21 protein-coding genes and 1 pseudogene are annotated in these 21,473 nt (G+C 62.4%); 11 read left to right on the forward strand and 11 right to left on the reverse strand.

Translation table 11 applies throughout. The features are described 5' to 3' along the window. Positions 1-33 precede the first annotated feature (33 nt). Together L8V22_RS02710 and L8V22_RS02715 are read left to right on the forward strand one after the other, a co-directional pair. Entirely contained in the window at positions 34-297 is a 264-nt protein-coding gene (locus L8V22_RS02710; RefSeq protein ID WP_005322660.1) for a helix-turn-helix transcriptional regulator, read from the forward strand. Continuing rightward, positions 297-794 (forward strand): hypothetical protein, encoded by a 498-nt coding sequence (locus L8V22_RS02715; RefSeq protein WP_225745927.1) that lies wholly within the window; start codon positions 297-299, stop codon positions 792-794. The genes L8V22_RS02710 and L8V22_RS02715 overlap by 1 nt, the downstream gene beginning before the upstream one ends. Here L8V22_RS02715 and L8V22_RS02720 read toward each other — a convergent pair. After that, positions 791-3,910 (reverse strand): error-prone DNA polymerase, encoded by a 3,120-nt coding sequence (locus tag L8V22_RS02720; protein ID WP_269966389.1) that lies wholly within the window; start codon positions 3,908-3,910, stop codon positions 791-793. The genes L8V22_RS02715 and L8V22_RS02720 overlap by 4 nt on opposite strands. A 137-nt stretch (positions 3,911-4,047) precedes the next feature. Here L8V22_RS02720 and L8V22_RS02725 point away from each other — a divergent pair, with 137 nt between their 5' ends. From L8V22_RS02725 to L8V22_RS02735, 3 genes are all read left to right on the forward strand, one after another. Continuing rightward, complete coding sequence (locus L8V22_RS02725; protein WP_238800143.1) at positions 4,048-4,911, forward strand: MetQ/NlpA family ABC transporter substrate-binding protein; 864 nt, start codon at positions 4,048-4,050, stop codon at positions 4,909-4,911. A gap of 70 nt (positions 4,912-4,981) precedes the next feature. Further along, entirely contained in the window at positions 4,982-6,019 is a 1,038-nt protein-coding gene (locus tag L8V22_RS02730) for a methionine ABC transporter ATP-binding protein (protein ID WP_238800145.1), read from the forward strand. After that, complete coding sequence (locus L8V22_RS02735; protein ID WP_238800148.1) at positions 6,016-6,696, forward strand: methionine ABC transporter permease; 681 nt, start codon at positions 6,016-6,018, stop codon at positions 6,694-6,696. The genes L8V22_RS02730 and L8V22_RS02735 overlap by 4 nt, the downstream gene beginning before the upstream one ends. Positions 6,697-6,732: 36 nt before the next feature. Here L8V22_RS02735 and L8V22_RS02740 read toward each other — a convergent pair whose 3' ends face one another. Further along, complete coding sequence (locus L8V22_RS02740; RefSeq protein WP_238800151.1) at positions 6,733-7,593, reverse strand: sucrase ferredoxin; 861 nt, start codon at positions 7,591-7,593, stop codon at positions 6,733-6,735. 110 nt (positions 7,594-7,703) lie between these two features. Between L8V22_RS02740 and L8V22_RS02745 the strand changes: the two genes are divergently transcribed. Then, entirely contained in the window at positions 7,704-8,261 is a 558-nt protein-coding gene (locus tag L8V22_RS02745) for an AMIN-like domain-containing (lipo)protein (RefSeq protein ID WP_238800153.1), read from the forward strand. Here L8V22_RS02745 and L8V22_RS02750 read toward each other — a convergent pair. After that, on the reverse strand, positions 8,258-9,781 hold the full coding sequence (locus L8V22_RS02750) for a Y-family DNA polymerase (RefSeq protein ID WP_238800155.1): 1,524 nt from the start codon (positions 9,779-9,781) through the stop codon (positions 8,258-8,260). The two genes, L8V22_RS02745 and L8V22_RS02750, sit on opposite strands and share 4 nt — an antisense overlap. Beyond that, positions 9,778-10,374, reverse strand: a complete 597-nt coding sequence (locus tag L8V22_RS02755) for a hypothetical protein (protein ID WP_269966395.1) — start codon at positions 10,372-10,374, stop codon at positions 9,778-9,780. The genes L8V22_RS02750 and L8V22_RS02755 overlap by 4 nt, the downstream gene beginning before the upstream one ends. A 130-nt stretch (positions 10,375-10,504) precedes the next feature. On the opposite strand from L8V22_RS02755, the gene L8V22_RS02760 reads away from it, so the two are divergent. Then, positions 10,505-10,924 (forward strand): hypothetical protein, encoded by a 420-nt coding sequence (locus L8V22_RS02760; RefSeq protein WP_238800157.1) that lies wholly within the window; start codon positions 10,505-10,507, stop codon positions 10,922-10,924. Between the two features lie 135 nt (positions 10,925-11,059). After that, a complete protein-coding gene (locus L8V22_RS02765; RefSeq protein WP_238800159.1) occupies positions 11,060-12,097 on the forward strand; it encodes an HNH endonuclease signature motif containing protein in 1,038 nt (345 codons plus the stop codon). 66 nt (positions 12,098-12,163) lie between these two features. Here the strand turns inward: L8V22_RS02765 and guaA are convergent, their stop codons facing one another. Continuing rightward, positions 12,164-13,738 (reverse strand): glutamine-hydrolyzing GMP synthase, encoded by a 1,575-nt coding sequence (gene guaA / locus L8V22_RS02770; protein WP_238800161.1) that lies wholly within the window; start codon positions 13,736-13,738, stop codon positions 12,164-12,166. Positions 13,739-13,771: 33 nt separating this feature from the next. Here guaA and L8V22_RS02775 point away from each other — a divergent pair, with 33 nt between their 5' ends. Continuing rightward, positions 13,772-14,143, forward strand: coding sequence for a hypothetical protein (locus L8V22_RS02775; protein WP_238800163.1), 372 nt, complete (start codon positions 13,772-13,774; stop codon positions 14,141-14,143). Positions 14,144-14,249: 106 nt separating this feature from the next. Here the strand turns inward: L8V22_RS02775 and L8V22_RS02780 are convergent, their stop codons facing one another. After that, positions 14,250-15,413, reverse strand: a complete 1,164-nt coding sequence (locus tag L8V22_RS02780) for a GuaB3 family IMP dehydrogenase-related protein (RefSeq protein WP_238800165.1) — start codon at positions 15,411-15,413, stop codon at positions 14,250-14,252. 7 nt (positions 15,414-15,420) lie between these two features. Continuing rightward, entirely contained in the window at positions 15,421-16,941 is a 1,521-nt protein-coding gene (guaB, locus tag L8V22_RS02785; RefSeq protein ID WP_238800167.1) for an IMP dehydrogenase, read from the reverse strand. A gap of 118 nt (positions 16,942-17,059) precedes the next feature. Here guaB and L8V22_RS02790 point away from each other — a divergent pair, with 118 nt between their 5' ends. Next, complete coding sequence (locus tag L8V22_RS02790) at positions 17,060-17,431, forward strand: DUF5319 domain-containing protein (RefSeq protein WP_005326826.1); 372 nt, start codon at positions 17,060-17,062, stop codon at positions 17,429-17,431. Between the two features lie 2 nt (positions 17,432-17,433). Here L8V22_RS02790 and L8V22_RS02795 read toward each other — a convergent pair whose 3' ends face one another. Next, positions 17,434-18,186 (reverse strand): hypothetical protein, encoded by a 753-nt coding sequence (locus L8V22_RS02795; RefSeq protein WP_238800169.1) that lies wholly within the window; start codon positions 18,184-18,186, stop codon positions 17,434-17,436. Between the two features lie 65 nt (positions 18,187-18,251). After that, on the reverse strand, positions 18,252-18,824 hold the full coding sequence (locus L8V22_RS02800) for a sigma-70 family RNA polymerase sigma factor (protein ID WP_238800177.1): 573 nt from the start codon (positions 18,822-18,824) through the stop codon (positions 18,252-18,254). A 306-nt stretch (positions 18,825-19,130) separates the two neighbouring features. On the opposite strand from L8V22_RS02800, the gene L8V22_RS02805 reads away from it, so the two are divergent. Then, positions 19,131-19,433, forward strand: coding sequence for a WhiB family transcriptional regulator (locus L8V22_RS02805; protein ID WP_023020627.1), 303 nt, complete (start codon positions 19,131-19,133; stop codon positions 19,431-19,433). 10 nt (positions 19,434-19,443) lie between these two features. On the opposite strand, the pseudogene L8V22_RS02810 reads toward L8V22_RS02805, so the two are convergent. After that, a pseudogene (locus L8V22_RS02810) lies at positions 19,444-19,772 on the reverse strand (hypothetical protein); the annotation flags it as partial. An 82-nt stretch (positions 19,773-19,854) separates the two neighbouring features. Beyond that, positions 19,855-21,471, reverse strand: a complete 1,617-nt coding sequence (gene groL / locus L8V22_RS02815) for a chaperonin GroEL (RefSeq protein WP_238800179.1) — start codon at positions 21,469-21,471, stop codon at positions 19,855-19,857. Positions 21,472-21,473: the final 2 nt, after the last annotated feature.

Consider the following 21,473-nt stretch of genomic DNA (forward strand, 5'->3'; position numbering starts at 1 on the left):
CCAGTATGTTGGGTTTATGCAATACTTTGACTTATGTCCCCAAAGAAGAAGCCCTCCGCACCCATTTATAACCGGGTTCGTGTGCTGCGCGCCGAACGGGACATGTCGCGCGCGCAGTTGGCTGAGGCCATCGACGTCAACCCCCAGACCGTCGGTGCACTTGAGCGCGGCGACCACTCCCCCAGCCTGGACTTAGCCTTTCGCGTCTGCGAAGTCTTTGACCTTCCGGTGGAGGCTATCTTTTCCCGCCAGGAATTTGCCCCTATGTCCACTGAAATCTATAGGAAGAATTCCTAATGGCTACCACAATTCCCGCCTCTGTTTCCCGCCGCAAGCGCTTGATCCTGGCCGGCGATATTTTTCTCGGCTTGGCCATCGTGGCGGCGGCCCTGCACTTTTTCGCGCTTGGCTTGTCTAATCTGCTGTGGCCGATAGCCGGCATTGCGGCGACCACGTGCACCACGTGGCTGCGCCAGTCCATTCGGCACCTCGACGTTCCCACTACGGAAATGGATGAGTACGAGCTGCGCCTGCATACCGACGCCCGCGACAAAGGCCTGAAAACCGCATTGGCCACGGCTATAGTACTCTTCCTCGTCGCCGGCGCCACCGCATTTGGGCTGCGCTTCTCCGGCGCGGAGCAGGTTGCGGTGGAGGAAGCGACCTCGGGGGCTAATATCGCCATCTTCTTTGCCAAGCTCATCTATATCCAGCTGCTGTGGATTCCGTTTGCGGTAGCCAAGGAATTGGCCAATAAGCTCAACGCGGACGAGCTACGCAGCGGCGGCAACTAGCGGAAGTCACGGGAGCCGCGGGAGAGGAATTCGCCAAAGTCCAACGGCTCAAGCTTATCTGCGACCACGCTGACCGCGCCGGTGGCATTTTGTACGATGCCGCGGATGATCATTGCCCGGGCGGTGCGGGCCAGAACTTTATGCCGCGACCACAATCCGGGTGAGACCATCACGTTCATCAGGCCGGTTTCATCCTCCACACCCAAAAAGGTCAGGCCAGAAGCAGTGCGCGGGCGCTGGCGGTGAGTAATGATGCCAGCGATGCGCACGCGGGTGCCATCGGGGACATGGGGGAGCTGGGAGGCAGGGAGGACGTCGGCAAGCGAGGCACGCACCAGCTCCATCGGCTGCTGGTTATGGGTCACGCCGGTAGCGGCGACGTCGGTAGCCATGAGCTCAAACGCGGACATGCCGGGCAGGTGCGGCGAGGCCAGGGCGGATGTACCGGGCAGCATGCCCTCACGCTCGGTGGCGGCGACGCCGGCCTGCCACAGTGCTTGGCGACGATCCAGCCCCAGGCACTCCAGCGCCCCGGCCGTAGCCAGCGCCTCCACCTGCCCCACGCTGAGATCCGCCCGGCGCGAAAGATCAGACACGCTAGTAAAAGGCGCGGCCGCCTCCACGCGCTCGGCGGCGGACTCCCCCAGCCCCTTGATGAGGTTAAGGCCCAAGCGAATCTCGGCCGAGCCCGTCGCGCGGGCCTGGGCGCCGGAGTCATTAATGCTCACCGGCAGCACCTGCACGCCGTGGCGCCGAGCATCCTGGATGAGCGACTGCGGGGAATAGAAACCCATCGGCTGCGCACGCAACAATCCCACGCAGAATTCCGCCGGGTAGTGGTATTTAAACCACGCGGAAAAATACACCAGCGAGGCAAAGGACTGCGAGTGCGATTCCGGAAAACCATAGGCGGCGAAGGCCACGATTTTGGTCCACAGCTTATCCGCTACCTCACCCTCAATACCGTTGGTCTCGCGCAGGCCGGCAAAGAAGCGGCTGCGCAGCGCGGTCATCTTTTCCGGGGAGCGCTTCGAGCCCATGGCGCGGCGCAGGTCATCGGCCTCGGCACCGGAGAAGCCGGCGGCGTCGACCGCGATCTGCATCAGCTGTTCCTGGAAGAGCGGAATGCCTAACGTCTTGCCCAGGGATTTTTCCAGCACCGGATGGTCATAGGTCACCTCCTCAAGGCCATCGCGGCGGCGCAAGTAGGGGTGCACGGACCCGCCTTGGATAGGTCCGGGGCGAATGAGCGCAACCTCGACCACCAAGTCAAAGAAGCGGCGCGGCTTCAGGCGCGGCAGCGTGGCTAGCTGCGCACGGGATTCCACCTGGAAGACGCCCACCGCATCGGCGCGGCAGAGCATGTCATAAACTTCCGGCTCGGCGAGGTCGAGCTCCCACAGGTGCACCTCGCGGCCGGTGGTGGCGCGCACGGCATCAATCATGTGGTGCAGCGCCTCCAGCATGCCCAGGCCCAAAAGATCGAATTTCACCAGGCCGGCGGCCGCGCAATCATCCTTATCCCACTGGAGTACGGAGCGGTTGTCCATGCGCGCCCATTCCATAGGAACGACGTCCGCAATGGGCCGATCGCACAGCACCATGCCGCCGGAGTGGATGCCCAGGTGGCGGGGCTGGCCGAGGAATTGCTCGGCTAAAGAGGAGACGTCGGCAGGCGGCTCGGAGGTACCTTTCGACCACGCATCGGCCGAGCCCTGCGGGTAGCCCAACGCGCGGGCGGCATCGCGGGTCGCTCCCTTGCGGCGATAGGTAATGACATTGGCCACCTGCGCGGCGCGATCGCGGCCGTGGGTGCGGTAGACATACTGGATGACTTCCTCGCGGCGGCCGGACTCGATGTCGATATCAATATCGGGCGGGCCATCACGGTCTGGGGAGAGAAAACGCTCGAAAAGCAGCTGCGCAGAGATGGGCTCCGCATTGGTAATGCCCAGCGCAAAGCACACCGCGGAGTTGGCGGCCGAGCCGCGGCCTTGGCACAGAATATTCTCGCGGCGGCAAAAATCCACCAGGTCGCACACGATCAGGAAGTAGCCGGGGAAGCCCAGCTGCTTGATGACGTCCAGCTCATGCCGAATCTGTTTCCTTGCCGCCTGCCTAATCTCGGCCGGGCGCGAAGCATAGCGGTCCTTGGCGCGGCGCCAGACCTCATGCTCCAGCCAGCTCATTTCGGTATACCCCTCCGGCACGGGGAAATGCGGCAGGTTGGGCGCAAGGGCGTCCCAGGTAAAGGAGCACTCGCGGGCGAGCGCCACGGTTTCGGCGATGAGCTCCGGCCGATCCGGCAAGAGTTGCGCCATCTGCTCGCCGGATCGCAGCCAGCCAGCTCCCATGGGGTGGGCGTGCGGCGCGGCGGCCGCGAGGGATTCGCGCCGGGCCAGGGCACGCTTGGCGGCGGCGAGCCGAGCTTGGTCGCGGGTCGCGGCCGCGGGCCGTGCGGTTGCGATGGCCCGCAGGTTATTGTATTTATCGAGGAAACGGTGCCGATCCGCATCCTCGGGGGACATGCTGCACGAATATTCGAGAACTATGCTGTCTATTTTTATTCTTTCGAGCAAGTTATCGATTTCTGCTAGCACCTCCGGCCCCACCAGAAAGAAGCACTCCCCTTCCAGTTCGCGCGCCACCTCATCCAAGGGCGGATAAGCCACGCAATCCTTCTCCCCGGCTTCCATCCGGGCGAGCGCGATGAGGCGCGACAGGCGGCGATAGCCCTCCGGGGTACGCGCCAGCACGGTCACCGAACCCTCCGCGAGCGATAGCTCCGCACCATATACAGCCGGAAGGTCCACTTTAGCTGCGGCTTCAGCAAATTTCATCAGGCCATAAAAACCATCGCGGTCCACGATGGCCAACCCCTCAAGGCCTAGCTCCACAGCCCGGGCCACCAGTTCCTCCGGCTCGGCAGCGCCGTCAAGAAAACTATAGGAACTTACCGCGTGCAGCTCCGCAAAGGGCACGGTGGACTGGCCGCGCTGGGCAGGAACCGTAGGTCCGTGAAGGTGATCCACCGGCACGGGCGCAGCAGATTCGCGGCCGGAGAGGATGCGCTCCACCCGCGACCACGACAGTGCCCTTCCGCCATTAAATTCCACTCCAGACAGCGTAGTATCGAATCATTGTTCTAGCCAAGCCGGTGGGACGTGATGGCCGCAATAGACAAAGCGGTTCGCTGATTGCTAAGTTGCTAAACAAGCAAATTATTTCAACTCCTACAAGAAGGGGATTCCCCATGCAGATCCGTCGCGTAGTGGCTTCTACCGCCGCCGTAACCATCGCTGCCACCAGCCTGGTGGCATGCTCTTCCGACTCCGATGACTCCAAGTCCATCAAAGTCGGCACCACCGATGACGCAAAGAAGGCTTGGGTAGCGTTCGAGCAGGAAGCAAAGAACGCAGGCTATGACATCGATATCCAGCCTTTCGCGGATTACAACACCCCGAACCAGGCTCTGGACCAGGGCGAGCTGGACACCAATAACTTCCAGCACCTGAAGTTCTTGGCGGAGTATAACCACGGCAACGGCACCAACCTGGTGCCTATCGTGGCTACCGAGATCGTGCCGCTGGCACTGTTCTGGAAGGACCACGACTCCCTCGACGGCATCGAGGGCGAAGAAGTCGCCATCCCGAATGACTCCACCAACCAGGCTCGCGCCATCAACGTGCTGGTTCAGGCCGGCCTTCTCACTCTGAAGGACAAGAACAACCTGGAGCCCACGCCGCTGGATATTGACGAGGCGAAGTCCAAGGTCAAGGTCACCCCGGTAGACGCGGCACAGACCACGTCCGCACACGGCGAGGGCACCCCGGCGATTATCAATAACTCCTTCCTGGAGCGCGCCGGCATCGACCCAGCCACCGCCATCTTCCAGGACGATCCGAGCTCTGAAGAGGCAGAGCCGTACATCAACGTCTTCGCCGTTCGCGAGGAAGATGCCGATAACGAGGACATCAAGAAGCTCGCCGAGCTATGGCACAGCGACGCCGTCCAGGAGGGCGTCGACGAAGACTCTGCCGGCACCTCCGTCGAGGTGGAGCGCAGCCAGGAGGATCTGCAGAAGATCCTGGATAAGCTCGAAGCAGATCTGGACTAATCACCCTTGCTTTTACCCCGCCGGAGCCCCCGGCGGGGTTTGGCACTTTCCTAGCTAAGGACGCAAACACGTGGCAGATTCCACTCAACGCGGCACCCGCATCGAGTTCCGCGAGATCACCAAAGTCTTTAAACAGAAAAAGGCACGAGTCAAGGCCCTCGACAATGTCTCCATGACCATCGAGCCCGGCGAAATCGTCGGCATCATTGGCTATTCCGGCGCCGGCAAGTCCACCCTCGTGCGCATGATCAACGGCCTGGACACCCCGTCCGCCGGCGAGCTGTTGCTCGACGAGACCAATATCGTTGGCATGTCCGAGAAGAAGCTGCGCGGCATTCGTCGCAATATCGGCATGATCTTCCAGCAGTTCAACCTGATGAACTCGCGCACCGCGGCCGGCAATATTGAATACCCGCTGCAGCTGCAGGGCGTCAGCAAGCAGGAGCGCGCCCAGCGCGTGCAAGAGCTGCTGGACTTCGTCGGCCTGGGAGACAAGGGCAAGAGCTACCCGGAGCAGCTCTCCGGCGGCCAGAAGCAGCGCGTTGGCATTGCCCGTGCGCTGGCCACCAACCCTTCGCTGCTGCTTGCCGACGAAGCCACTTCCGCCCTCGACCCCACCACCACGCAGGAAGTCCTCGACCTGCTGCGCCGGGTGAACAAGGAATTCGGCATCACCATCGTCGTTATTACCCACGAGATGGAAGTCGTTCGCTCCATCGCCGATAAGGTCGCCGTGATGGAAAACGGCCGCGTAGTAGAACAAGGCAGCGTCTACGAAGTCTTCTCCAACCCGCAGACCTCCGTGGCCGCCAAGTTCGTGGCCACCTCGCTGCGCAACGAACCCGACGTCGTCGAAACCGACGACCTGCTCGCGCACGAAGGCCGCCTGTTTACCATCAACCTCACCGAGGAATCTGGCTTCTTCACCGCCGCCGCTCGGCTCAAGGAAGCCGGCGTGTCCATCGCCGTCGTGCACGGCGGTATCACCACGTTGCAGCAGCATTCCTTTGGCAAACTGACCGTGCGACTCAGCGGCGATAATAACGCCATCGAAGAGTTCTACCGCACGCTTTCTACCACCACCCAGATTGAGGAGATTGCACGATGACCGTCACCAACCTCGCCCAAGCCAACTGGGATCGCCTTGGCCCCTCGCTCGCCGACGCCATCGTCGACACCCTCATCATGGTCTCGACCACCCTCATCGTCTCCGGCATCCTCGGCCTTGGCCTAGGCATGCTGCTCTACACCACCCGCACGGGCGGCATCCTGCAAAACCGGTTTGTCTACGTCATTGTTAACCTGCTGGTGAACTTCGTCCGCCCCATCCCCTTCATCATTTTGCTGGCCTTTGCCCAGCCACTGACCGTCGCCGTAATGGGAGGTTCCATCGGCCGCGGCCCAGCGACCTTCGTCATGGTCATCGCCGCGACCTTCTCCGTGGCCCGCGTGGTGGAGCAAAACCTCGTGGCTATCGATCCCGGTGTTATCGAGGCCGCCCGCTCCATGGGCGCCTCGCCGTGGAAGATCATTACCTCCGTCATCGTTCCGGAGGCCCTCGGCCCGCTGATTCTGGGCTACACCTTCTTGTTCATCGCCATCGTGGATATGTCCGCCATGGCCGGCTACGTCGGCGGCGGCGGCTTGGGCGACTTCGCCATCGTCTACGGCTACCGCGCCTTCGAGTGGGAAGTCACCGTCGTGGCTACGCTCATCATCATCGTGCTGGTGCAGGCCGCCCAGTTCTTCGGCAACTGGCTCTCTTCCAAGGTCATGCGCCGCTAGCCCCCGCTTGCCGACGCCGCCCCCGCCCCGCGCGGCCTACTCCGCGATCGGCTCCACGCCGGTCGCTACGATGGCTTGGCCTTTCTTCGGCGCATCGCCGCAGGAAGACACCACGCCTTCTACCTCGCGCTCCTCGAGCGCCACGCGCCAGCGCCGGCCGTCAGCGTGGCTGACCTCGCCGCTGTCGGTGGCGGTGAGCTGGCCGTAGGCGAGGTCCTCGCCGGCGTCGATAAGCGAGCGGGCCACCGCCAACTCCGCCACCTGGCCGCGCGGGCCGAAAATACCGCGCCCGCGATTTACCGGGTAGAAATACTTCCCCTTCGCCGCCGCCGCAATCATCTGCGCGGCGGCTTCTTTATTCATTCGGCCAAAAGAATAGCCCCACGGCATGAGCATGACCGACGGCGCGAATCGGTGCCCTTTCGTGTGCGAGGTCTCCCACACCATATCCGGATAGTCCGCCACCAGCTCCGCGGCCAGCGGGCGACCCTTGACCGCACAGCACGTATCGCGCTTCGCATGCGTGCACACCAGCACCAGCGGCGTATCCAAAGCGCCACCCCCATTGCGGCCAGGCCCGGTCAGGTCCAGATCGAGGATCTTCTCCGGGCCCGTCAGCAGCACGAGTTCCATCACGCCCTGCTCGGCCCACACCAGGTAACAACGGTGCATCTTGCCTACTTGGCGGCCATCGCGGCCCGGCCGGCGAATAAGCTGCAGCCCTGCCATACCCTTCAGCTTGGTCTTGAGCTGCGCTGTGAGCTCCGGCCCAAAGGTATCGCCGTCGAGCACGTCTCGCGACCATCCGCCCGGCCACTCGAAAAGCACATAGACGGATTCCTTCTTCGCCGTGCCTGGCAGCGGCTCTACCTGGATATCTGAACAGAACTCGGTCATATACCTAAGCCTAACCTTTCTGCTTTTCAGCTCACACCCTTGGCAACAATTCGGCCACGAAGTACCCCCTCAGCTATACAGTTCACGGCCGAAAATATAACCTAGGGGACATGTTGAAAGTTCGTCTCGCCGCAACGCTTCTCGTCGCAGCTTTCCTCAGCGGCTGCGCTGCCCACGAGACGGACCGCACCACCATGGCCGCGTCTGCGGATAACTCCCAGCTCAATCCGCTAGGCCAGGCCAATATGGAGATGAAAACCCTCCGGCCGCAGGCGCCCTCCGAACTTACGGTGACCGACGTGCGCATCGGCCGGCACGAGGGTTTTGAGCGCGTCGTCTTCGAGCTTGATGGCGGCGGCGCTCCCGGCTGGTTCGTGGATTACGCCGATACACCCACACAGCAGGGTTCCGGCAAGACCATTGACCACTCCGGAGAGACCGCACTCAATGTCAATATCGACGGCGTGGTCTACCCCTTCGAAGCCGGCAAAGATGATCCCCGCATCGGCGTGGTGGATGCCCCTACGGAAGGAATTGTCACCCAAGTGGTCAATGGCGGCACCTACGAGGGCCGCTGCCAATTTGTCATCGGCATGACCTCTCGCAAGCCTTATTCCGTGCAGGTGCTCGATAACCCCACTCGCCTCGTGGTCGATATTCGCAATTAGTAAGTCGCCTCAACCCGCCAGCGCCCACCGGCCCATACCAAAAGCCACGCCCGCTGATGCTCTTCGTGCTCGGCTTGGCCCACCACCTGCAGGCGCGCTACGTGCTGTGGAGTATCGGTCCACCACTGCGTATCCACCGGCCAGGGTCCGGCCCAGCCCAGCACGCGAAAGCGATGCGCGCCCCAGCTCAAGGCCACCGGCACCCCGGACAAGAGGGCTTCGGCAGTAACAAAGACGGGGCGCCCGGCGGCGTCGATAAGCCGAATGCGCGCGGCCGGATGATTCGGACCACCGCCCAGCCGTGCAGGCAGGGGCGCGGGAATGCGGCCGGGCCACTCGCCCTGCGGCGGTGCGTCACGCTGCTCGCCATAGGGCACGTACTCGATGCGCTCGGCCACCCCACGGCCGCCCACTGCCCGCGGCTGCAGCACGCGGTCAACCCCCAGCTGCGATTGCACACGGGCGATCACGCGTTTGACCTGCTCCTGCGATCCTTCCCCGCCCCAGAGACCGGTGGCGGACGGGGCAGCAACCTCCACCGGCTCCAGCGCTAGGCGGCGGATGGCCGCGCCCTCACCAGTAGCGCGCGTGAGCCAACCATCGAGCTGCCAGCGCACCCGGTCCGCGGTGGCCTGTTCCGTCAGCGCTTCCTGTGTGCGCCATACCCGCGCCAGCTCCTCACCGGTGCCAAACTCCGCCACCACGCGCAGCCGCAGGCACACCTTGCCGGCCTCCTCCAAGCGGGCATGCAGCCGGGCCGCTAACTGGCGAGCTGCGAAGGCGGCCGCGTCCACACGCTCGATGCGCTCTTCCATTTCCACCGCCAGATCCGGGCGCGCCAGCTCTGGGGCCACGCGCCTATCCGCACGGGCCTGGGCCAGTTCGTGGGCACGCCGGCCCGGCTCACCAAACCGGGTGGCTACCTGCTTAAACGGCAGCGCGGCTAAGTCGCCCAGGCGTCGCACACCCAGCTTATCCAGCTGTGCGATAAACCCAGCCTCAAAGCCCAAGGCCTCATCGGCCGCCAGCACGCCTATGGGCTGGGTGGCCAAAAACTCCCGCGAGCCGCCCTCCGGCACCACTGCGCCCACACCACGGTGCCGGGCCGCGATGACGGCCGTGGCAATCTCATCGGCGACGCCGAGGGTGGAGTCGAAGCCGGCGTACGAAGAGGCGTCGACAAGCATCTCTAGTGCTTTCTCCCCGTGGTAGCGCAGAGCCGCGCCCGCATCCACAATCGCCAGGCCTGGGCGCAACACCTCCACCGAGGACGCCACCGCATCTAAGCCGGCCGCGACCTCCGCAAACGCCGCGCCATCCCGATCCGGATTGGCCTCCACCACTGCGGCCTCGGGGCACAGCGCTTGGGCCTGGCGCAGGCGCATCCCGCGCCGCACGCCCGCCCGGCGCGCCCTCCTATCGCACACCGCCACCGCGTGATTGCGCGCAATTACCATAGGACCCTGCCCGCCGGCAGCCTGGATGGGCCAATCCGGAAACCACACGGCCGCTACCCTCATACGGCCTCCAACCGGCGGCGCTCACCCACCGTGAGCACCCCGCGCGAGGCACCCTGCTTCGAGGTCACCTCCACCTCCATGTCCACGCCGCGAATGCGCCCACTGCCCTTGCCGACGCCCCGGTAAGTACTCACCCTTGCCCTTATCCCCACCGCTGTGCCGGGCAGGCGCGTGCCTACCGTCAGCACCGCCGCGTGCCCGCCACGCACTTTCGCCAGCACCGGCCGAGCCTTGGTAGGGCTCACCTCACCGGGCGGCCCATGGTGGACAACAAGGTCTAGCCCTTCCGCCAATACTCCCGTCACCATCCAGGATTCCAGGCCCGGATCCGGCACGGTCACCACACGTTCGATATCGCCCTTATCGGCCACGTGTGCGAGTAGCAAATCCGGCCACCCCACCACTGCCACATGCCCGCCACGGGCGGTGAGGTGACAGATAAGCTCCACCACCAGCGCTGGACAGTTCGCACAGTGCACCACCTGCCGGCGCGCCAGCCCACCTGCAGGAAGCAAGCAGGCCAGGCCAGGGAGGGTATCTACCAGCTCTTCTTCCGGGCCGCGCTCCATAGCGCGCATGCGAGCACGCAGCATCGCCACACGGTCCGGCCCACTTAGCCCGGCCACCGCTTTTTCTAGACGAACGCTCGTTTGACTCACCCGGATAGTATGAACCCTCACCCGGACACATGCAAGTGTATGTTCGAATGGTAGCCTTAGCGGCATGAACCTCAACGCTGCCTACGGTGCCATGCGCGAGCACACCACCCCCATCCCCACTCCGCCATGGGTGCGCTTGGGCTCGTCCATCCTCATCGGCGCGGCCGTGGCACTTTTGGCCAGCCGCGCGCATATCTTCGCCGCCTTGACCGGAGCACTCGTATGCCTTGTGGCAGCCTTCGTCCTCGTCTTCGCCCACCCGTACCGCCGCGCGATGCGTGCCTATGCCACCAAGCGCAATGTCACTCTGGTTCCTACCATCACGCAGCTCGTGCCTCTGATGATTCTGTGGCTGATGGTGATGCTCGCGCCCATCGTGGCCCTGCCCGCGTGGGGCGCCGGCCTGGTGTGGCTGGCGGTCTTTGGGCTAAGCTTTTTCGTCTTCCCCCATGTGGATGGCACGCGCCGGCTCGCATTTGCCTAATCTATCCGACACTTTTCGGAGTTATCCACAGCTTTCCGGCCCTCCAAGGGTATACGGGCCGGGTTATCCACAGAATCGGCCGCAGCGGTTGCACCGGCCGCGCGGCGGTGCAGGGTGCGCCGTAGCGTTGCAGGTATGAACGCACTCGAGACCTACCTCACTGCCTTGAGCCCCGGCATGGACATCATCGCCGGGTGCCAAGGTATGTCTGGGTCCGAGCTTATGGACCACGGCGCACCCGATGCCATCGCGGCCGATCTGCTTCTTTTGTGCGAGAGTTATTTCGGCCGCACCAAATTTACGCGCCTGCAGCGCTGCGCTATTGCCGACGCCCGCCGCAACACCCATTCCATCGCCACGCTCACCGCCCTAGAGCGCATAGTTAACCGCGCACCCAGCAAGAAACAGGCCTGGGAGCTACGCGCGGAGTGCTGTGCAATGACCGGCGCGATGAGCCATATTCTCAAGCACGCCCGCCGGCGGCTGCGCGAGATGAAAGACAACACCGTTACTCCAGGCGTGCGCACTTATCGACGTCCCAATGACTACTGGACGCTGGCCATCACCGGAACCTCCAGTTTCATCGCGGATCTCAATGCCGCACTGGCTGCTACAGGAAAGCAATCGCTCGAGGCGGTAGAAAAGATCTTCTTCGACCAAGCGGTGGCCGCACGGGCAGAGGTGATAACCAATGCTATCGTGCCGCTGGACAAATTCATCCGTATCCGCGACGGCCATGGCGACGATATCGAGCTCGATCTGACCAATGGCGCCACCATTAGCGGAACCGAATATCTGCGACGTGTGCTCAATGACGTCGGCTTTTCTGGCGATAGAGAAACCGGCTACGTCACCCTCGTGCACCCCGAGGAAGGGCCGGTCAACCTCTACCGCACGGCACGCGTGGCCAATGATAAACAGCGCATCATGGCCGCTGCAGAAAACCCACGCTGCGCCTGGCCGGGCTGTAACCAGCCGGCCGATCTCTCCCAAGTCCACCATCTCAAGGCATGGAGCAACGGTGGGGAGACGAATATGAAAAACCTGGTCATGTGCTGCGCTTACCATAATGGCGTCAATGACGATGACCCCAACGCCCCACCCCGGCGTGGCCGCCTCGAGCGGGTGGGTGGCCGCATCGTGTGGCGGCCGCCGTTTACCCCGCGCGAGTAAGCGCCGCCTCTAAAACGAGCGAAAAGGCGCTCAGAGATAGTCTGAGCGCCTTCTACGCATACCGTTTTACTCCCACTCAATGGTTCCCGGGGGCTTGGAGGTGCAGTCCAAGACCACGCGGTTGACATCCTTCACCTCGTTGGTGATACGGGTAGAAATCTTCTCCAGTACCTCGTATGGCAGGCGGGTCCAGTCTGCGGTCATGGCGTCCTCCGAGGACACTGGGCGCAGCACGATGGGGTGGCCATAGGTGCGGCCGTCGCCCTGCACGCCAACGGAGCGGACATCGGCCAGCAGTACTACCGGGCACTGCCAAATCTGGTCATCCAGGCCGGCATTGGTCAGCTCGGTGCGGGCAATAAGATCCGCCTCGCGCAGCGTCTCCAAGCGTTCCTCGGTTACCTCACCGATAATGCGGATACCCAAACCTGGGCCGGGGAATGGCTGACGGCTAACGATCTCTTCTGGCAAGCCCAGCTCGCGGCCGACGGCGCGAACCTCGTCCTTAAACAGGAGGCGCAGCGGCTCGACCAGTTCGAACTCCACGTCATCTGGCAAACCGCCAACATTGTGGTGAGACTTAATATTCGCCGTGCCGTCACCGCCGCCAGACTCCACCACGTCTGGGTACAGCGTGCCTTGGACAAGGTAATCGACGGTGGAGCCTGCGGGGGCGTCGTCAAGCACGCCCGCAACCGCGCGCTCAAAGGACCGGATAAACTCCGCGCCAATGGCCTTACGTTTGGCTTCAGGGTCGCTAACGCCTGCCAGCTTCTCCAAGAACGCAGCGCGTTCATCCGCAGTCACCAGCTTCGCGCCGGTGGAGGCAACAAAGTCCTTTTCCACCTGCTCACGCTCGCCGGCACGCAGCAAGCCGTGATCTACGAAAACACAGGTGAGGCGATCACCGATGGCACGCTGCACCAGTGCGGCCGCCACAGCAGAGTCCACACCGCCGGAAAGGCCACAGATGGCGCGGCCTTCCTCGCCCACCTGAGCGCGAACGTCCGCGATGAGCTGCTCGGCGATATTATCGGCCGTCCAATTCTGCTCTAGGCCCGCAATCTCGGTCAGGAAGCGGGTAAGCACTTCCTGGCCGTGCGGCGAGTGCTGCACCTCAGGGTGGTACTGCACGCCGGCCATCTTCTTGTCTAGGCACTCCATGGCTGCAACCGGAGCACCGGCCGACGTTGCCGTAACCTCGAAACCTTCGGGAGCGGCAGATACGGCATCACCGTGAGACATCCACACCTTGTGAGTGGCCTCCAATCCATCGTGAAGCACGCCTGCCTTGACATTCATGTCGGTGCGGCCGTACTCACGCTCGCCGGTCGACGAGACGGTACCACCAAGAGCATGGTTCATGGCTTGGAAACCGTAGCAGATGCCGAAAACCGGAATGCCGAGCTCAAGCAGCTCTGGCTTCAAAGCCGGGGCGCCGTCAGCATAGACAGAAGACGGACCGCCCGACAGGATTAGCGCGGCGGGATCTTTGGATTTAATTTCCTCCACGGACGCAGAGTGAGGGACAACCTCGGAGTAAATCTTGGCCTCGCGCACGCGACGGGCAATAAGCTGCGCGTACTGAGCGCCAAAGTCCACTACGAGGACGGGGCGCGGGGTAGTATTTGGCTTAGTCACGCCCCATAGTCTAACCCACTAAACTGATAGCTTATGAAGCGCTTGGCCATTGTGCTCACCACGGGACTGTTGTTGTGCGGTTGTGACGCCACTCCTACCACCGCCGAGGTGACGTCTGTGCTGGATGAACAAGGCCCGCAGCAGGTAACACTTCCAGCCGAAGAAGTCTTTGGAAGCAAGTGGGATGAGTGGATTCCCTTGTGCGGAACTCGGCAGGCAGAGCACGTGGGGTACCCAGAGGTTGCGCATAATTCGGTAGTCCTACGCGCGGCCACAGAAGAGAAAGTCGTAGAGCTCAATCCAGCGGGCGCACGCGTGTGCCCAGTCCAAGATGCAGGACAATGGCAGCCGATGGCACGCGAGACCACATGGAAGCGGGAAGGCGGTTGGCAGTTGATTTCCTAACCACTCTCCTTCTCCGCCACGCTTTACCTCTCCAGAGGAGAAAGAGCTTTGAAGCAAAACGCGGCTGCGCCAAGAAAGCACAGCCGCGTCGGGGACTCTCGTACGGTTAGTAACGAACAGCGAGTTCGACCTTCTGGAAGGACTTCAGGTCGGTGTAGCCACACTTTGCCATGGAACGGCGCAGCGCGCCGACCAAGTTGGTGCGACCGAATGGCTCGCTAGAGGGTCCGTGCAGCACGGTTTCCAGCGAAGGAGCGGCAGACTCTTCTGCAGCTTCGGCCGGGGTGCCGGTGGTGAGGAAATCAACGTCCAAATCGGTATCAGCCCCAGAGAACTGGACAAAGCCGCGTGGGAAGCGCGGGTGGCCGGCCGTAGCAGGCCAGTACCAGCCCTTTCCGCCAGCCTCGCGAGCTTGGGCAAGCAATGGGCCAAGAGCCACACCATCGGCGCCGCAGGCAAAGGCCTTGGCAATACTGCCGGAGTTTTCAAACTCGGTATCGGCGATGATGTGTACATAGCGGCCGCCGGTCTCATCGAGGTAGTCGCGGCGAGCTGCGGCGGCGTCAGCAATCGCGGTACCCATGGCCGAGTCAATGCCGACGGTCTCGGCGTTGGTCGTCACGCCCGCGCCCACGATGACACCGGCCGCGCCGGTGCGCATCAGGTGCAGCGCGGTGGTGTAGTCAGTAACTCCGCCGGCGATAACCGGAACATCCAGTGAGCCGATGAACTCCTTGAGGTTCAACGGCTCACCGCCGGTAGCTACGTGCTCGGCCGAAACCAAGGTGCCTTGAATAAACAGCAACTCAGCACCGGCCGCGATGACCTTCGGGGCCATCTCGCGAGCATTTTGTGGGGAAACGCGCACAGCAACGGTGACGCCGGAGTCACGGACTTGGGAGATGCGTTCGGTAAGGAGGGCGTCGTCAAGCGGGGCAGCGTGTAGCTCCTGAATGATGGAATTATCGCCCGGCTGCGAGTAAATGCGGGCCAGGGCGCCCTCGAGGTCCTCATGGCGGCCCCACAAGCCCTCGGCATTGATGACACCCAAGCCCCCCTGCTTGCCCATTTCAATGATGAACTCGGGCGTGGCGAGCGCATCGGTGGGGTGGGACACAAAGGGAATATCGAAGGTATAGGCATCGATATTCCAGGTGGTGTCCACGTCCTTGGAGGACCGGGTGCGGCGCTGCGGCACGATGGATAGTTGCTCTAGATCAAAGGTACGGCGAGCCTCGCGGCCGATGCCGATTTCGGCGTATTCACGCATGATATTCCTAGCGGTAGTTTGGTGCTTCTGCGATTTGCTGCAGGTGGTGTGGGTGGGATTCCTTTAGACCTGCGGCGGTGATCTGAACGAAGCGCTTGGTCTTCAGCTCGGCCAAAGTAGCGGAGCCGGTATAGCCCATGGAAGCGCGCAGGCCACCGATGATCTGGTGCACGATGGCATCGATATCGCCGCGGAAAGGCACGCGCCCCTCAACGCCTTCCGGAACCAGCTTGTCCTCGCTGCGCACGTCTGCCTGGAAGTAGCGGTCCTTGGAGTAGGAGCGCTTCTCGCCAGAGAGGCCGCGGCCCTGCATGGCACCCATGGAGCCCATGCCACGGTAGCGCTTGTACTGCTTGCCCTGGTAGACCACGATGTCACCGGGTGCCTCGGTGGTGCCGGCGAACATGGATCCCAGCATGACGGTATCGGCGCCGGCCGCCAAGGCCTTAGCGACGTCGCCGGAGTACTGCATGCCGCCATCGCCGATCACCGGTACACCGGCCGGGCCAGCTACTGCGGCAGCTTCCATCAGGGCAGTAATCTGCGGCGCTCCCACGCCAGCGACGACGCGGGTGGTGCAAATGGAGCCCGGGCCGATGCCGACCTTGATGGCATCCGCGCCGGCATCAATCATTGCCTGGGCCGCCTCGCGGGTGGCGAGGTTACCGCCGATGACATCGACCTTAGAACCGAAATCTTTTTGGACGCGGGAGACCATTTCCAGCACGCGGTTATTGTGGGCATGGGCGGAATCGACGACGAGGGCGTCTACGCCGGCGTCGACAAGCGCGGCGGCGCGCTGGTAGGACTCCTCGCCGGTACCGATGCCGGCCGCAACCAACAGGCGCCCGGCCGAGTCCTTAGACGCATTGGGATACTGCTCGGTCTTGACAAAGTCCTTGACGGTGATCAGGCCGGTGAGCTTATTATCCGCATCGACGATGGGCAGCTTTTCCACCTTATTGGCCGAGAGCAGTTCGAGGGCCTCCTTCTTGGATACGCCCTCGCGCGCAACAACAAGCGGCATGGCCGTCATAACTTCGCTGACCTTGCGGTCAAAGTCAGGCTCGAAGCGCATATCGCGGTTGGTGCAAATACCGACTAGGGTGCCGTCCTCATCTACCACCGGCAGGCCGGAAATGCGGAAACGAGCACACAGCGCGTCTACTTCCCTAATGGTCATGTCCGGGCGGGCGGTAATGGGGTCGGTGACCATGCCGGACTCGGAGCGTTTGACTATTTCTACCTGCTCGGCCTGGTCCTCGGTAGAAAGGTTGCGATGCAGCACGCCGATGCCACCCTGGCGGGCCATGGCAATGGCCATGCGGGCCTCAGTCACGGTATCCATGGCGGCCGAGGCAAGCGGGACGCCGAGGCGAATATTGCGGGTAAACTGCGCGCCGGTATCGACCTCGGAGGGCACGATATTGGATTCGGCGGGCAACAGAAGCACATCGTCAAAGGTCAGGCCGCGCAGGGCCACCTTGTTCGGGTCATCTCCACCAGTATGAATACGGTTCTCGCTCATCGAGGTCTCTCCTTAACAGGTTTAGCGGCTACCACAACTGTAGTGCTTTGCCGGCCGACGACACCATTTGGGCAGGGGTAAATTGCCTCGGGAGGGTAAGTTCAATAGGCTCGCAGGCGTGAACTTCTTCGCCAATATGCCCCGCGATCCTTTCGCCGATGACCCGAATGACCCCGCCTCCTTCCTGGAGGAGGACGAGCAGGTCATGCCGCTTACCGACGACGACCGAATCGCCATCATCCACGACCTCGCGCTGGTGCAGAAATTCGCGTCCATCCTCGGCCCGCGCGGCATCGATGGCATCTTCTTCCTGTGCGAGGACTGCCAGGAAAACCACTTCTATGAGTGGGATATTATGGCCGCCAATATGCGCGCCACGCTCGAAGGGGAGCTAGCGCCGGTGCATGAACCAGGCGCCGAGCCGGATCCCTCCCGTTATGTCCCCTGGGACTATGCCTTGGGCTACTTAGATGGCTTGGAGGGCCGCTAGCTCTACTGCTGCCCCAGCTCGATGGTGGTCGTCGGCTCACCCTCCACGTTGGGGTTGGGCTGCGGGTTAGGCTGCGCCTGCTCAGTGACTACCACGGTTTCGGTGGCGTACTGAGTTTCGGTCACGGTAACCTGTTCCGGCTGCTGTTCCGGCTGGGAAGCTTCTTCCGCCACGGTTTCGGTGGCGGTCTCCGTCACGGTGTGCGGGGCGGGCTTCGGGTGCGCAGAGCGCTTGTGTTCCGCCTCGCGGTTGGCGGCGATGGCCTTTTCTTCCTTGCCTTCGGCCTCGTCCAGCTTAGCTCGGGCATCCCTCATCAGTTCCCGAGCGCCTTCAATATCGCCTTCGGCCGCGCGAGATTCCATCTCTTCCAGCGTTCCGGCCAGCTCTACATTGCGGGTTTTATCCCCTTTATCAAAGGTTCCGGCATGCAGCATTGCGCCACCGGCTCCAGCAATGACTAGGGTTGCGGCGGCCGCGCCAATGAGACCATGCACGAAAGGCCCGCCGCGGCGACGCTTGCGTGCCTTACCAAGGTCAATAACCTCAGGCTCCGCCTCAGCGCCTTCTACCAGTGGGGCCGGGGGCATTTGCTTGTCGACGTCCCCCTTTAACTCCAGCAGCAACCCCGCCAGGTCATCCTGACGGTCGGAAGGGTCGTTCCCTTTCGAAAGCTCAGTGAGGAATGCATCATCATCGACCAAGGGCTGGAGCTGGTCCACTAGGTCGTCGTTATCGCCGTGGTGCTTAGGAGCCATGATGGTGTCTCTCCCCCTTCCTTTCTGTTATGAAATATCTGCTGTGAGATTGGGCTATAAGCCCTTTAGCGTGCAGTTTCCTGCGCGGCTTGGAGGGTCTTTCGCAATTGAGCTAGTGCTCGGTGTTGTGCCACACGGACCGCGCCTGGAGTGGAACCCACAATTTCCGCGGTCTCTTCTGCCGACAAACCGTTGAACACGCGCAGAATAACGATGTTTTTTGCCTTATCACTTAATGTATCGAGCAAGGCGCGCATTCTGTTACTACCGTCGGCCTCTAGCGCCCACTCTTCAGGAGTGGCTTCACGCGCGGAGTCTTCCGGAATTTCTTCGGTAGGCGTGGACTTATCGCGGCCCATCGCGCGGTGAGCATCAGTGACCTTATTAAATGCGATGCCATAAACATAGGCCATAAAAGGACGGCCCTTGTCCTCATAGGAACCAATCGAGGTAGCCACTGCTAGGCAAATCTCTTGGGCCACATCTTCCGCGGTGGGTTGGCGGCCGCCCCCGATGCGGGCGCGGCAGTAACGCAGGACCTGCGGGTGAATGATCTGCAGGACTTTTTGCAGCGCTCGACGGCTGCCGTCGACGGCATGCGGAACGAGATCCGCTAGCTCCTGTTCCTTATCACTCACGAATGCACCCTCTGACATGTTTTAAACCGGTAACTAACCATATTGGCACACGGGAAGTTTATGCAAAGGCAAGGCGCGGTGTCCTTGGCTATGCAACCGGCACGGCGGAAAATTCATGAACCGTTAACCTTCGGCGTTTGCGCTGGTAAACCGTGGTGTCGGTGAAGGAATTGCGAGGACAATACTTAAAAGTCAAAAATCGGTAACCCACCGTTTACCCGCGCGCGAAACACTACGTGAGGTTGCTTTTCGCGACACTGCGGAAGCCACACAAGAATTCTCGCCCTTAAAAAGGAGCTTAGTAACGTGTCTCAGCCTCATTTGCTTCCCGGTCCCACCGCTGACCTGTGGGATTGGCAGCTACAAGGCGCCTGCCGCGGAGAAAACTCGGACGTATTTTATCACCCGGATGGCGAGCGCGGCCGCGCCCGCGCCCAGCGCGAGAATCGCGCCAAAGCCATCTGCAATTCTTGCCCGGTCATTGATTTGTGCCGCGAGCATGCCTTGCAATCCGCCGAGCCCTACGGCGTATGGGGCGGAATGAGCGAATCCGAACGCGTGGTAGAGCTTCGCCAGCGTCGCCGCGCCGCCGCGCCGGTCAACGCTTAAGGCAGGAAAGTTAGGGGGAGACGAGGGCGTCGGCAAGAAAACGCCCCGTCACCGAGTCGCGCTGTTCGGCTAAGTCTGCTGGTGTGCCGCTAAAGACCACCTGACCGCCGGCCGAACCGGCTCCGGGACCCAAGTCAATGACGTGATCCGCATGGGCAATCACAGCAAGATTGTGATCAATGCAAATGACGGTATATCCGGAGTCCACCCGTTCATCACGCCCGGCTCCACGTAGACCACACCGGCGCCGCTGCGCTTGGGGCAGGCACCCTCGGAATTCGCGGAAAAGAGTGCGGGTTTGACGCCATTGGCCTTGCGAATGGGGCCAAGAGCGCCGGTGACCTTGATATATTCCACGGCCCTAGTCTAGGCACAACAAAACCCGCCGCGCGAGAAGCGGGGCGGGCGATGTTGGGAAGGATTAGTGCTGGTGGCCGTGACCGGCGTCAGCAGCTTGTTCTTCCTGCGGCTTTTCCACCACGGAGGCCTCGGTGGTAAGAACCATACGGGCCACGGAGGTGGCGTTGACCACGGCCGAGTGGGTGACCTTGACCGGGTCGATAATGCCATTATCGATGAGGTTGCCGTACTCGAGGGTATTAGCGTTGAAGCCCTCGCCGTTGGACATCTCGGCAACGCGGGAGACAACAACTGCGCCGTCAAGGCCAGCATTTTCGGCGATCCAGTATGCCGGACGAGTCAGGGCACGGGCGACGGCTAGAACACCGACCTTTGCCTCACCCTCGAAGCCCTCGGCGAAGGACTCGAGTTCCTTGGAAATCTGGACCAGCACGGAACCGCCGCCGGCGATGACGCCCTCTTCCACGGCCGCGCGGGCGGCGTTGATGGCGTCTTCGACGCGCAGCTTGCGCTCGTTGACCTCGGTTTCGGTAGCGGCGCCGACGCGGATGACGGCCACGCCACCAGAGAGCTTTGCCAGGCGCTCCTCGAGCTTTTCCTTATCCCAAGTGGAATCGGTGCGCTCGATTTCGCGACGGATCTGCTCGCGGCGCTCCTCTACTGCCTCGGCGGTGCCACCTCCATCGACGATAACGGTGTCATCCTTGGTGATGGTCACGCGACGGGCCGAACCCAGCACGTCGAGGCCAGCCTCGTTGAGGTTGACGCCTACCTCTGGATCGATGACGGTGGCGCCGGTAACGACAGCCAGGTCATCCATGAAGCCCTTGCGGCGCTCGCCAAAGTACGGAGCCTTCACGGCCGCGACCTTGAGCACCTTGCGGATGGAGTTGACGACGAGCGCCTGCAGCGGCTCGCCCTCAACGTCCTCTGCAATGATGAGGGTTGGGCGGTTGGTCTCGGCGATCTTCTCCAGCAGCGGCAGGAAGTCCGGCAGCGAGGAGATCTTATTGCGGACGAGAAGCACAGCGGCGTCGTCCAGCACGGCGTGGTAGGTCTCTTCTTCCGTAGCGAAGTACGGGGAAAGATAGCCCTTGTCAAAGGAAATGCCCTCGGTGACATCGACTGCGGAGTCGATGGTTTGGGATTCCTCGACGGTGACCACGCCGTCCTTGCCTACCTTGTCCATGGCGCCAGCAACCATCTCTCCGACCTCCGGGTCGCGGGAGGAGACGGTGGCTACCTGAGCGATTTCGGACGAGGAGTTGACTGCAGTGGCGCGGGCCTTGAGCTCCTCGACGGCCTTTTCGGCCGCCGCCGCGATGCCGCGGTTAAGCTCGATTGGGTTAGCGCCGGCTGCGACGTTGCGCAGGCCTTCGAAGATGAGTGCCTGAGCCAGCAAGGTGGCGGTGGTAGTGCCATCTCCTGCGATGTCATTGGTCTTGACTGCAACAGACTTAACCAGCTGGGCACCAAGGTTCTCGAATGGTTCCTCGATGTCGATATCGCGGGCGATGGTCACGCCGTCATTGGTGACGGTGGGGCCGCCAAAAGCCTTGGACAGCACGACGTTGCGGCCGCGCGGGCCGAGGGTGACCTTGACGGCATCAGCCAGCGTATCGACGCCGCGCTGGATTCCCTCGCGGGCCTCTTGGTCGAATGCAATAAGCTTTGCCATAG

Source organism: Corynebacterium yonathiae, assembly GCF_027570195.1.
GTDB classification, from domain to species: Bacteria; Actinomycetota; Actinomycetes; order Mycobacteriales; family Mycobacteriaceae; genus Corynebacterium; species Corynebacterium yonathiae.

What these genes read in the sequence shown, in the direction of transcription:
- L8V22_RS02710 (WP_005322660.1), top strand. Translation starts at nt 34, where the DNA reads ATGTCCCCAAAGAAGAAGCCCTCCGCACCCATTTATAACCGGGTTCGT.
- L8V22_RS02715 (WP_225745927.1), top strand. Translation starts at nt 297, where the DNA reads ATGGCTACCACAATTCCCGCCTCTGTTTCCCGCCGCAAGCGCTTGATC.
- L8V22_RS02725 (WP_238800143.1), top strand. Translation starts at nt 4,048, where the DNA reads ATGCAGATCCGTCGCGTAGTGGCTTCTACCGCCGCCGTAACCATCGCT.
- L8V22_RS02735 (WP_238800148.1), top strand. Translation starts at nt 6,016, where the DNA reads ATGACCGTCACCAACCTCGCCCAAGCCAACTGGGATCGCCTTGGCCCC.
- L8V22_RS02740 (WP_238800151.1), bottom strand. Translation starts at nt 7,593, where the DNA reads ATGACCGAGTTCTGTTCAGATATCCAGGTAGAGCCGCTGCCAGGCACG.
- L8V22_RS02745 (WP_238800153.1), top strand. Translation starts at nt 7,704, where the DNA reads ATGTTGAAAGTTCGTCTCGCCGCAACGCTTCTCGTCGCAGCTTTCCTC.
- L8V22_RS02750 (WP_238800155.1), bottom strand. Translation starts at nt 9,781, where the DNA reads ATGAGGGTAGCGGCCGTGTGGTTTCCGGATTGGCCCATCCAGGCTGCC.
- L8V22_RS02755 (WP_269966395.1), bottom strand. Translation starts at nt 10,374, where the DNA reads ATGCTGCGTGCTCGCATGCGCGCTATGGAGCGCGGCCCGGAAGAAGAG.
- L8V22_RS02760 (WP_238800157.1), top strand. Translation starts at nt 10,505, where the DNA reads ATGAACCTCAACGCTGCCTACGGTGCCATGCGCGAGCACACCACCCCC.
- L8V22_RS02765 (WP_238800159.1), top strand. Translation starts at nt 11,060, where the DNA reads ATGAACGCACTCGAGACCTACCTCACTGCCTTGAGCCCCGGCATGGAC.
- L8V22_RS02775 (WP_238800163.1), top strand. Translation starts at nt 13,772, where the DNA reads ATGAAGCGCTTGGCCATTGTGCTCACCACGGGACTGTTGTTGTGCGGT.
- L8V22_RS02780 (WP_238800165.1), bottom strand. Translation starts at nt 15,413, where the DNA reads ATGCGTGAATACGCCGAAATCGGCATCGGCCGCGAGGCTCGCCGTACC.
- guaB (WP_238800167.1), bottom strand. Translation starts at nt 16,941, where the DNA reads ATGAGCGAGAACCGTATTCATACTGGTGGAGATGACCCGAACAAGGTG.
- L8V22_RS02795 (WP_238800169.1), bottom strand. Translation starts at nt 18,186, where the DNA reads ATGGCTCCTAAGCACCACGGCGATAACGACGACCTAGTGGACCAGCTC.
- groL (WP_238800179.1), bottom strand. Translation starts at nt 21,471, where the DNA reads ATGGCAAAGCTTATTGCATTCGACCAAGAGGCCCGCGAGGGAATCCAG.